The following is a 10,341-nucleotide window of genomic DNA, read 5'->3' on the forward strand; positions in this document are numbered from 1 at the left end:
TCGGTCAAGCACCGCCTGGTTGGCCCCAAGGGCGAGCTGGACGTCATGATCATCGCCCTGCGGGCGCCCGCCGACGGCCCCATCGGCGACTCCGCGCTGGTGGTCTCCGACGGCACCACGACGGTGTTCAACATGAACGACGCCCGGCCGGTCGACCTCGACGTGCTCGATTCCGCCTTCGGCCACATCGACGTGCACCTGCTGCAGTACTCGGGGGCCATCTGGTATCCGATGGTCTACGACATGCCGGCCCGCGCCAAGGAGTCCTTCGGCGTGCAGAAGCGGCAACGCCAGATGGACCGCGCCCGGCAGTACCTGACTCAGGTGGGGGCGACCTGGGTCGTCCCGTCGGCGGGCCCGCCGTGCTTCCTGGATCCCGAGTTGCGCCACCTCAACGACGACCATGGCGATCCGGCCAACATCTTCCCCGACCAGGCGGTGTTTCTGGACCAGATGCGCGCGCACGGCCACGACGGCGGGCTGCTGATGATGCCCGGTTCGACCGCGGACTTCACCGGAACCACGCTCAACTCGTTGCGCCACCCGATCCCCGAGGACCAGGTCGAGGCCATCTTCACCACGGGCAAGGCCGCCTACATCGCCGACTACGCCGAGCGGATGGCGCCGGTGCTGGCCGCCGAGCGGGCCCGCTGGGCCCCGGCCGCCGGGGAACCGCTGCTCGAGCCGCTGCGTGCGCTGTTCGAGCCGATCATGTCCCAGAGCGACGAAATCTGCGACGGCATCGGCTATCCCGTGGAACTCGTGCTGGGCCCCGAGACGGTCATCCTGGATTTCCCGAAACGGACCGTGCGCGAGCCGATCGCACACGAGAAGGTGCGCTACGGGTTCGCGATCGCCCCGGAACTGGTCCGCACGGTGTTGCGCGACCGGGAACCCGACTGGGTCAACACCATCTTCCTGTCCACCCGGTTCACGGCATGGCGGGTCGGCGGTTACAACGAATACCTCTACACCTTCTTCAAGTGCCTCACCGACGAGCGGGTCGCCTACGCCGACGGCTGGTTCGCCGAGAGTCACGACGACTCGGCGTCAATCACCATGGACGGGTGGACGATTCAGCGCCGCTGCCCGCACCTCAAGGCGGATCTGTCGAAATTCGGTGTCGTAGAGGGCGATACGCTGACCTGCAATCTGCACGGGTGGCAGTGGCGTCTGGACGACGGCCGCTGCCTGACCGCGCGGGGCCATCAGCTGCGAAGTTCCCGGCCATGACCGCGGCCCGCGGACAGACCTACGACGACGGCCTGGTGCAACTCGACCGCACCGCGATCACGTTGTGCCGCTACCACTTTCCCTCGGGCACCGCAAAAATCATCGCGCTGGACGCGATCCGCGGCTATCAGTCCGAGAACCTGGGCCTGTGGACGCACCGGCTGCGCATCTGGGGCAGCTCCGACCTGCGGCGCTGGCTGCCGCTGGACGTCGGCCGTCCGTTCAAGTCCACGCTGATCACCTTGGACGTGCCCGGCACCTGGCCCCGCCCGGCGTTCACGCCGGCGCGGCCCGCCGAGTTCGTGGCCCTGCTCGACGAATTGTTGAGCCAGCGCGGTTAGGACGCGCGGTCGGCCAGTGCCTGCCGCGCGGCGTTGTAGCCGGGGATGAAGGTGATGCCCGGCCCGCCGTGACAGCCGGCGCTGCCGAGGTAGAGCCCGGCGATCGGGATCGGCTGGCCGCGAAAACCGGTGGGGCCGGGCCGGTTCGGCCCGATCTGATCGGAGCTGAACAGGCCGTGGCAGTAGTCGCCGCCGGGTGCGCCGAACATGACCCCCATGTGCCGCGGCGTGAAGGTGGTGTGCCGGATGATGCTGCGCTCGAAGTTGGGCGCGAGCCGGGTGACCTTGTCGATGACCCGCTGGCCCATCTCGATCTTGGCCTGGCCGTAGTCGGCGCCGCCCTCGATCGGGAACCACAGCGCGAACGCCGACGCGGCGTGCTTGCCGGGCGGGGCCAGGTCCGGGTCGTTTTGTGACGGCACCTGCAGCACGACGGTGGGATCGGCGGGGACCACGCCGCGCCGGCAGTCCTCCCACTGCTGCTGAACCTCTTCCGGCGTGCAGAACAGGCCGATGGACGCCTGCAGCGCCGGGTCGTTGAGCGCCTCGTACGGCGCGGCGAACGCCGGGGCCTCGTCCAGCGCGAAGTGCATCTGCAGGTAGCTGCCGCGGTGGTCGATGCGGGCGTACCGCTGGCGGATGTCGGCCGGCACCGCCGCCGGGTCGATGAGCTCGTTGAGCGTGACGTCGGGCGCGATGCCCGAGACCACGATCGGGGCGGTCAACGTCTCCCCCGCCTCCGCCCGCACGCCGCGGACCTGGGCTTCGGGGCCGGCGCCCGCCACGAGGATCTCCGCAACCTGGGTCCGCAGCCGCACCTCGCCGCCGTGGCTTTCCAGCAGCGCCCCCAGGTGCGCCGTGAGCGCGCCGATGCCGCCGCGCAGCTTCTTCATCTGCATGGTGTCACCGTCGGGAACGCCCAGTCCGAACGCGAGCGCCGCGGCGCTGCCCGGCGTCGCGGGCCCGCGGTACAGGGTGTTTACGGCCAGCACCGTCATCGATCCGCGCAGGGCCCCGTGCTTGTCCCGGTCCGGCAGGTAGCGGTCCAGCACGTCGGTGACCGAACCGAACAGCATCTCGTTGATGGCGGAGCGCTCGAATTCCGTTGTGGCGCAGGCATACATCTCGTCGAACGTCTTGGGCGGTGCCCCCGCCTCGAAACGGCCCAGGGCGCGCGTCGGGGCCTGGGCCCAAGCCATCAGGCCCGCCATGCCGTTGACGGCGTCGGCGCCGTGGACCTCGTTGAGGTGGGTGAAAAGCTTGACCGGGTCGCTGTATTGGACCAGCGGGTCGTCGCCGACGCCGCGCAACGCCACCGACATCACGTCCAGGTCGATGGTCGGCAGGGTGTCCAGGGCGAGTTCGCGGACCACCTCCGGGGCCGTCGGGAACTGCACCGAGCCGGCGATTTCGAACCGGTAGCCGTCGAAAAGCTCCACCGTGGAAGCCATTCCACCGGCGTAGAGCTTGCCGTCCAGGCAGACGGTGCGCAGGCCGGCCTTTTGCAGCAGCACGGCCGCCGCCAGCCCGTTGTGCCCGGCACCGATAACGATCGCGTCATATGTCATCTGTGGCCTCCACGATGGAGGCTCGCACGCCCGCAAAGTTTTGTCAATTATGACGAAACTGCGGTGATCCAGGTGCCGGACAACCCGTCGCGCAGCGACTCCAGCGCCACGTGCGTGATCCGTGCCAGTTCGCCCAGCGACCGTTCCTCGCCCACCATCCACGCCTCCATCGCGCCGAACACGGCCGCCGCGATGCACCGGGCGCTGACCGTGACACGCAACCGCGCGTCGGGTGACCGATCGGCCGCCCCGCTGCGCCGGCGCAGCTGTTGCTCGATGGCGTCGGCGAGGTCGGCTTGGACGTCGCGGATGTGCCGGACGATGCGGCCCCGGTCCAGGTCGCCGCCCCGCAGCGCGGCAATCTTCGTCACCGCCTCCACGTCGTAGGGGAAGGCAAAGACGGCGGCCTGTACGGAGTCGATGACCGGCTCGTCGACGGGCCTGGTGTTCAGCGCCGCGCGGAACCAGTGCAGCCCCGTGTAATCGGCGAACAGCAGGTCGTGCTTGGAGCTGAAGTGCCGATAGAAGGTGCGCAGCGAGACGCCGGCGTCGGCCGCGATCTGCTCGGCGGACGTCTCCTCGACGCCTTGGGCCAGGAACCGCACCACGGCGGCCTGGCGCAGCGCCTCGCGAGTGCGTTCGCTGCGCGCCGTCTGAGCTGGCCGGACCATGGCAGTAAGGTATCAAGAAACTTTTTGACAATATTGACAAAACTTCGCGCACCGGGTGAGACTGCGCACATGGTCTCGCTCCTCACCCACGCGGTCCTCGGGCTCGCGGTCATCGCCTGGATCGTCAGGGCCAACTCGGCCGTCTTCGCCCGGCCCGCCGGCGGCCCGCTGTTCTCGCCGATGGAAATCGTGTACTACGTCGTCGGCATCGCCTCGGTCGCGCTCGGCTGGTACTTCAACGTCACCTACGTGCAGGAATACGCGCACGGGTCCACCAATCCGTTGTGGGGCGAACACGGCAGCTGGGCCGAATACATCCGGCTGATGTTCACCAACCCGGCCGCGAGCTCCGCCAGCCAGGACTACACCATCGCCAATGTCGTTCTGCTGCCCATCTTTACGGTCGTCGACGGTTACCGGCGGGGGCTCAAGCACCCCTGGCTGTACTTCGTGTCGAGCCTGTTCACCAGCTTCGCGTTCGCGTTCGCATTCTACTTCGCGACCATGGAACGCCAGCGCCGGCACGAGCAGGCGCGCCAGACGGTGCACGCCTAGGGTTCGAGCACCTCGGCGCCCACGTACGGGACCAGGGCGGCGGGCACCCGCACGCTGCCGTCGGGCTGCTGATGGTTCTCCAGGATGGCGACCAGCCAGCGAGTGGTGCCCAGCGTCCCGTTGAGGGTCGCCGCGATCTGGGGCTTGCCGCCGTCGTCGCGGTATCGCGTCGACAACCGGCGCGCCTGGAAGGTGGTGCAGTTCGACGTCGACGTCAGCTCCCGGTAGGCGCCCTGGGTAGGCACCCACGCCTCACAGTCGAACTTGCGGGCGGCCGAGGACCCGAGATCGCCCGCGGCGACGTCGATCACGCGATAAGGCACCTCGATGCGGGCCAGCATCTCGCGTTGCCAGCCGAGCAGCCGCTGGTGCTCGGCCTCGGCCTCGTCGGGCGTGCAGTAGACGAACGCCTCGACCTTGTCGAACTGGTGCACCCGGATGATGCCGCGGGTGTCCTTGCCGTAGCTGCCCGCCTCGCGGCGGAAGCAGGACGACCACCCCGCATACCGCAACGGCCCGCCGGAAAGGTCCAGGATCTCGTTCCAGTGGTAGCCGGCCAGCGGCACCTCCGAGGTCCCGACGAGATAAAGGTCGTCCTCCTCGAGGCGGTAGATCTCGTCGGCGTGGGCGCCGAGGAAGCCGGTGCCGGCCATGACCTCCGGGCGCACCAACACCGGCGGGATCATCGGGATGAAGCCGTTGTCGACGGCCAGCCGCAGCGCCAGCTGCAACAGCCCGAGTTGCAGCAGCGCCCCCTTCCCGGTGAGGAAGTAGAACCGCGACCCGGACACCTTGGCGCCCCGCTGCATGTCGATCAGTCCCAGCGACTCGCCCAGCTCCAGGTGGTCCTTGGCGTTCTCGATCGCGGCGGGTTCGCCGACGACGTCGAGCACCCGGTAGTCGTCCTCCCCGCCGGCGGGCACGCCGTCGATGACGACGTTGGAGATGGCCATGTGCGCCGCGGTGAACGCCGCCTCGGCGTCGGCCTGCGCGGCCTCGGCGGCCTTGACCTGCTCGGCCAGCTCCTTGGCGCGCGCGAGTCTGGCCGGGCGTTCCTCGGGTGACGCGGCCCCGACGCTCTTGCTGGCCGCCTTCTGTTCGGCGCGCAGCGTGTCAGCGGAGGAAATCGCAGAGCGGCGCGCCGCGTCGGCCGCCACGAGGGCGTCGACCAGCGCCGGGTCCTCGCCCCGGCTGACTTGCGAGCGGCGCACCGCGTCGGGGTCCTCCCGGAGCAGCTTCAGGTCGATCACGGCCCTGAGACTACTTTCGCCGGCGCGGCCGGTCGTCGCAGCACCCCCGGCACGGAATCCCAGGATTCACTTCGGCAACATTTGTCACGCCGCGGGGGCGCTGCTGTCAGAATGGAGCGGATGTCGCAAGCCCCCGAACTCCTGGACGCCTCGCGCGCCGACGAGCCCGCCGGCTCGACCGACCGGTCGGCGGACCGGACGCTGGCCGGACTGCAGTGGCCGCGCAGCCTGCAGGCCCGCGCGACCCGGCGGGCGCTGCTGCTCACCGCGCTGGGTGGGCTGCTGATCGCCGGGCTGGTCACGGCCATCCCGGTCGGGGGGTCCGGGCCGGGACGGCTGGCCGGCTACCTGGACAGCGATCCCGTGCCGAGCACCGGGGCCCGTAGCGACGCCGCCTTCAACCGGGCCGGCACCGGGGACTGCCTGATGTGGCCCGACACCACGCCGGAGTCGGCGCGCATCGTCAAGTGCTCCGACGACCACAAGTTCGAGGTGGCCGAGTCCATCGACATGCGGACGTTCCCGGGCGCCGAATACGGGCCGAACGCCGCTCCCCCGTCGCCCGCGCGCATCCAGCAGATCACGCAGGAGCAGTGCGACACGGCCGCCCGCGGCTACCTCGGCGCCAAGTTCGACCCCAACAGCAGGTTTACCGTCAGCCTGCTGTGGCCGGGTGATCGCGCCTGGCGTCAGTCCGGCGATCGCCGCATGCTGTGCGGCCTGCAGCTGCCCGGCCTGAACAACCAGCAGCAGGTGTTCAAGGGCAAGGTCGCCGACGTCGACCAGTCCAAGGTCTGGCCGGCGGGCACCTGCCTGGGCATCGACGCGACGACCAACCAGCCCACCGACGCCCCTGTGGACTGCAAGACGCCGCACGCGATGGAGGTGACCGGCACCGTCAACCTTGGCGAGAAGTTCCCGGGCCCGCTGCCGCCGGAGCCCGACCAGGACGCCTACATCAAGGACAACTGCACCAAGATGACCGACGCCTACCTGGCGCCGACCAAGCTACGGACCACCACCCTGACGCTCATCTACCCGACGGTGACGCTGTCGAGCTGGACGGCGGGCAGCCGAGAGGTCGCCTGCAGCATCGGCTCCACGCTGGGCAACGGCGGCTGGGCCACGCTGGTGAACAGCGCCAAGGGCCAATTGCTGATCAATGGTCAGGCGCCGGTGCCGCCCCCGGACATCCCCGAGGAACGGCTCACCATGCCGCCGATCCCGCTGCAGGTTCCGGCCCAGGCGCCGTCCAGCCAGAGCCAGGGGCAGGGACAGAGCCCGCCGAGCGCCCCACCGGCGATCCCCCCGAACAACCAGCACCTGCCCGGCCAGCAACCCGGCGGCGCCCCGGCGCAGTCGCCCGCCTCCCCGGCCCCGCAGCAGGCCCCGCAGCCACAGCAGCAGGCGCCCGCACCGGCTCCGCAGGCCCCCGCCCCGGCACCGGCGCCCGCGGACCCGGGGTTGCCGCCCGGTGACGCCGGAGCGCCGCCGGCCGGCCCGGTGCCCGAGCCCGCCCCCGGGGGGTAGCCGGGTGGCCGTGCGGATGGATCCGCAGCGCTTCGACGAACTGGTCTCCGACGCGCTCGATCTGGTTCCGCCCGAGCTGGCGGCGGCGATGGACAACGTCGTCGTCCTCGTCGAGGCCCGCCATCCCGAGGACGACGAGCTGCTCGGACTGTACGAAGGGGTGGCGCTGACCGAACGCGATTCCGACTACTCGGGGTCGCTGCCGGACGCCATCTTCGTCTACCGGGACGCGTTGCTGGAGGTTTGTGACTCCGAGGAGCAGGTGGTCGACGAGGTGGCGATCACGGTAATCCATGAGATCGCGCACCACTTCGGCATCGACGACGACCGGTTGCACGAGCTCGGCTGGGCCTGACCCGACACGTCTCGCTTTTGTGGGCGCGGCATCCCGGATTTGTCCGCCGCGGGTGCTATGAACGGCGTATGAGTGCCGATTGCCGCGACTGCCGGGCAGGCCTAGATCACTGTCACGGCACCATCATTCGTCACGCGCAGGGCCGGTTCTGGGGCCGCGCGGAGTGCACCGAACCGGACTGCACCAGCCCCGAACTGGTCGCGCACACGTTCGTCATCGACTGCGACGCCGTGGGCTGCGCGTGCGCGGAATGGATCGCGCTGGCGGTCTAGCCCGCGCCGTCATCCCATCGGGTCGGTGCTGGAGTGAACCGCGTCGCCCACCGGGGTGGCCGCGACCTCGGGATAAAACGGCGGCGTCAGGCTCCCCCACCGCAGGCAGCTCCACCGCCCGTCGGTGATCGGCGACAGCACCACCGACTCGGCGTTGTCCAGGTGGTTGTCCAGCGCGAACTCGGCCTCGACGCCGGACAGCACGGCGGCCGCCAGGCGGATCGCGGCGCCGTGGCTGACGACCACGATGTCGCCGTGCCACTCCCGGTCGTCCAGGTAGCGCAGCCGCAGGTCGGTGATGGCGGGCACGTAGCGGTCCAGCACCTCGTTGCCGGTTTCGCCGCCGGGAAGCGGGACGTCCAGCTCGCCACGATGCCACCGGCCATAGATCGCGTTGAACTCGGCGATCGCGTCGTCGTCGTTGCGGTTCTCCAGCTCCCCGACCTGCACCTCGTGGATGCCCGGGAGTTCGACGGCGCCCAGGTCGAGCTGGGAGCCGATGACCGCGGCGGTCTGCGACGCCCGCGTGGCCACGGAATGCGCGAGCATCGCCGGCCGGCCGGCGTGCTGGGCGAACGCGCGGGCCTGATCGCGCCCCAGGGGCGTCAGCTCCGCGCCGGGCGGGCGGGTGTCGAGCCTGCGCTCGACGTTGCCGAAGGACTGGCCGTGCCGCACCAACACCAACCGGCCGGTCATGACTCACTCCTTTCCGCCGCTTCCGGCTTGCCCTCTCGCAATCGCGTCAACCACCGCAGCGCCTCGTCGGCGGGCGGCGGCTGCACCCCGGCCGGCGTGCCGGTGGGCCAGGATCCGAGGTATCGGACATCGGCACAACGACGGTGCAGCGCCTTGAGTGCCTCGGCGACCGCGTCGTCGTCGATGTGCCCCACACAGTCGACGAAGAAAACATAGGTGCCCAGGGCGATCCGCGTCGGGCGGGACTCGATGCGGGTCAGGTCGATGCCGCGAATGCCGAACTCGGTCAGCGCCCCCAGCAGCGCGCCGGGCGCGTTGTCGATGTGCAGCACCACTGACGTGCGGTCCGCGCCGGTGCGGGCCGGCGGCGGTGCGGGCAGCCCGGCCAGCAGGAACCGGGTGCAGGCGTTGGGTTCGTCGACGACGCCGTCGGCCAGCGCCGGCAGCCCCCAGCGGGTGGCCGCCAGCGGCGAGGTCACCGCGGCGTCGGCCAGGCCCTCGGCGACTTGGCGCGCCGCGTCGGCGTTGGACGACGCCGCCCGCAGTTTGGCGTCCGGCAGGTGCTCGGCGACCCAGTGCCGCACCTGCGCGGCGGCCACCGAGAACGCCGCCAGTGTGCGCACCTCGGCGGCGCCGCGCCCGGGCGCGACGACGATACTGAACGCCACGTCGAGCGTCGTCTCGGCGAAGACCTGCAGGGGCGAGCCGATGGACAGGCTGTCGAGCGTAGGGGTGACGGAACCGTCGATCGAATTCTCGATCGGCACGCAGGCGTAGTCCGCGTCGCCGTTGCGGACCGCGTCCAGCGCGGCGGCCGTGCTGTCGGTGGGCAGCGGGTCCGGCACGCCATGCTTGGGTACCAGCCCGGCCGCGATGATCTGGCGCAGCGCCGCCTCGGTGAAGGTCCCCTCCGGGCCGAGGTAAGCGATGCGGGTCACGCCCCAACCCTAGCGGCGAAGCCCGTCACGCAGCCCATCGCGAAGCATCGTTCTGCAGCACGCCGCCCAGCCCGTCTCGGGGTCGATGACGAGGCCGGGGGAGCCTTGCGGCGCCACCCCTTCTAAGTTAACTTAGGCTTACCTAAGCGAGTGAGGAGAACGGTGTTACCGCTGAGCTATCCCGCCCCGACGACCGCCGAACGGATCCGCAGCGCCTGCGTGCGCGCCGGCGGCGCGCTGCTGGCCATCGACCACGACGACCCGGTCGCCACCCCCATCCACCACCTGATGGACGACGGCTCGTTTGCCCTCGCGATGCCGCTGGAAGGCGAGGGCGAAACCGTTCGCCCCGGATCCGAAGCGCTGCTCGAGCTCACCGACTACGCGCCCCTCCCGCTGCGCGAGCCGGTCCGGTCGCTGGTGTGGGTGCGCGGCCGCCTGCACGAGATCCACCCCGCGAGGCTCATGCAAACGCTCGACCGCATCGCCGCCGAATGCCCGAACCCGGCCCTGCTCGAGGTCGACACGCCGCGGTCCACGGTCGGGTCGCGGCAGCGATACACCTTGCTGCGGCTCGAGATCGCATCGGTGGTCGTCACCGACGCCACCGGCGCCGAACCGGTCAGCGTCGACGACCTCCTCGCCGCGCGACCCGACCCGTTCTGCGAGGTCGAGTCGAGCCTGCTCTGGCACCTCGACACCGCGCACAGCGACGTGCTGGCGCGCCTGGTGTCCCGGTTGCCCGCACCGCTGCGCCGCGGCCACGTCCGCCCCCTGGGACTCGACCGCTACGGCGTGCGGTTCCGCGTCGAGGGCGGCGACACCGACCACGACGTGCGGCTGCCCTTCCACAAGCCCGTGGACGGCCCCGCGCACCGCTGGGTCGTCGCCCGCGAGGACGGCCCGGCGACCTCGCCGGCGCCCGCGCCAGC

12 protein-coding genes are annotated in these 10,341 nt (G+C 70.6%); 7 read left to right on the forward strand and 5 right to left on the reverse strand.

Features of this window, described 5'->3' with window-relative positions:
* Both A5700_RS06930 and A5700_RS06935 read left to right on the forward strand, forming a co-directional pair.
* Positions 1–1,233, forward strand: a 1,233-nt coding sequence (locus A5700_RS06930; protein ID WP_068071962.1) for a Rieske 2Fe-2S domain-containing protein, incomplete at its 5' end; no start/stop codon positions are given.
* Entirely contained in the window at positions 1,230–1,574 is a 345-nt protein-coding gene (locus A5700_RS06935) for a hypothetical protein (RefSeq protein ID WP_068071963.1), read from the forward strand. The genes A5700_RS06930 and A5700_RS06935, both read left to right, overlap by 4 nt.
* Here A5700_RS06935 and A5700_RS06940 read toward each other — a convergent pair.
* Both A5700_RS06940 and A5700_RS06945 read right to left on the reverse strand, forming a co-directional pair.
* Entirely contained in the window at positions 1,571–3,142 is a 1,572-nt protein-coding gene (locus A5700_RS06940; protein ID WP_068071966.1) for an NAD(P)/FAD-dependent oxidoreductase, read from the reverse strand. The two genes, A5700_RS06935 and A5700_RS06940, sit on opposite strands and share 4 nt — an antisense overlap.
* A 47-nt stretch (positions 3,143–3,189) precedes the next feature.
* Positions 3,190–3,813 carry a TetR/AcrR family transcriptional regulator gene (locus tag A5700_RS06945; RefSeq protein WP_068071967.1) on the reverse strand — a complete coding sequence of 208 codons (624 nt, stop codon included), beginning with the start codon at positions 3,811–3,813 and terminating at the stop codon, positions 3,190–3,192.
* A gap of 69 nt (positions 3,814–3,882) precedes the next feature.
* On the opposite strand from A5700_RS06945, the gene A5700_RS06950 reads away from it, so the two are divergent.
* Positions 3,883–4,368 (forward strand): DUF2834 domain-containing protein, encoded by a 486-nt coding sequence (locus tag A5700_RS06950; RefSeq protein WP_068071970.1) that lies wholly within the window; start codon positions 3,883–3,885, stop codon positions 4,366–4,368.
* On the opposite strand, the gene serS is transcribed toward A5700_RS06950, so the two are convergent.
* Positions 4,365–5,618 carry a serine--tRNA ligase gene (gene serS / locus A5700_RS06955; protein WP_068071972.1) on the reverse strand — a complete coding sequence of 418 codons (1,254 nt, stop codon included), beginning with the start codon at positions 5,616–5,618 and terminating at the stop codon, positions 4,365–4,367. The two genes, A5700_RS06950 and serS, sit on opposite strands and share 4 nt — an antisense overlap.
* Positions 5,619–5,729: 111 nt before the next feature.
* On the opposite strand from serS, the gene A5700_RS06960 reads away from it, so the two are divergent.
* The 3 genes from A5700_RS06960 to A5700_RS06970 all read left to right on the forward strand — a co-directional run bounded on the left by A5700_RS06960 (position 5,730) and on the right by A5700_RS06970 (position 7,775).
* Positions 5,730–7,148: a septum formation family protein gene (locus A5700_RS06960; protein ID WP_068071973.1), complete on the forward strand. Its 1,419-nt coding sequence runs from the start codon at positions 5,730–5,732 to the stop codon at positions 7,146–7,148.
* A 4-nt stretch (positions 7,149–7,152) separates the two neighbouring features.
* On the forward strand, positions 7,153–7,503 hold the full coding sequence (locus A5700_RS06965; RefSeq protein ID WP_068071977.1) for a metallopeptidase family protein: 351 nt from the start codon (positions 7,153–7,155) through the stop codon (positions 7,501–7,503).
* Between the two features lie 68 nt (positions 7,504–7,571).
* Positions 7,572–7,775, forward strand: coding sequence for a hypothetical protein (locus tag A5700_RS06970; RefSeq protein WP_068071975.1), 204 nt, complete (start codon positions 7,572–7,574; stop codon positions 7,773–7,775).
* Positions 7,776–7,784: 9 nt separating this feature from the next.
* Here A5700_RS06970 and A5700_RS06975 read toward each other — a convergent pair whose 3' ends face one another.
* Positions 7,785–8,471 (reverse strand): histidine phosphatase family protein, encoded by a 687-nt coding sequence (locus A5700_RS06975; RefSeq protein ID WP_068071976.1) that lies wholly within the window; start codon positions 8,469–8,471, stop codon positions 7,785–7,787.
* On the reverse strand, positions 8,468–9,409 hold the full coding sequence (gene pheA, locus A5700_RS06980; protein ID WP_068204581.1) for a prephenate dehydratase: 942 nt from the start codon (positions 9,407–9,409) through the stop codon (positions 8,468–8,470). The genes A5700_RS06975 and pheA overlap by 4 nt, the downstream gene beginning before the upstream one ends.
* 162 nt (positions 9,410–9,571) lie before the next feature.
* Between pheA and A5700_RS06985 the strand changes: the two genes are divergently transcribed.
* The coding region (locus A5700_RS06985) for a DUF2470 domain-containing protein (protein ID WP_082966221.1) at positions 9,572–10,341 on the forward strand (770 nt) is incomplete at its 3' end.

Origin of the sequence: Mycobacterium sp. E1214, assembly GCF_001666755.1 — a bacterium.
Taxonomy (GTDB): Bacteria; Actinomycetota; Actinomycetes; order Mycobacteriales; family Mycobacteriaceae; genus Mycobacterium.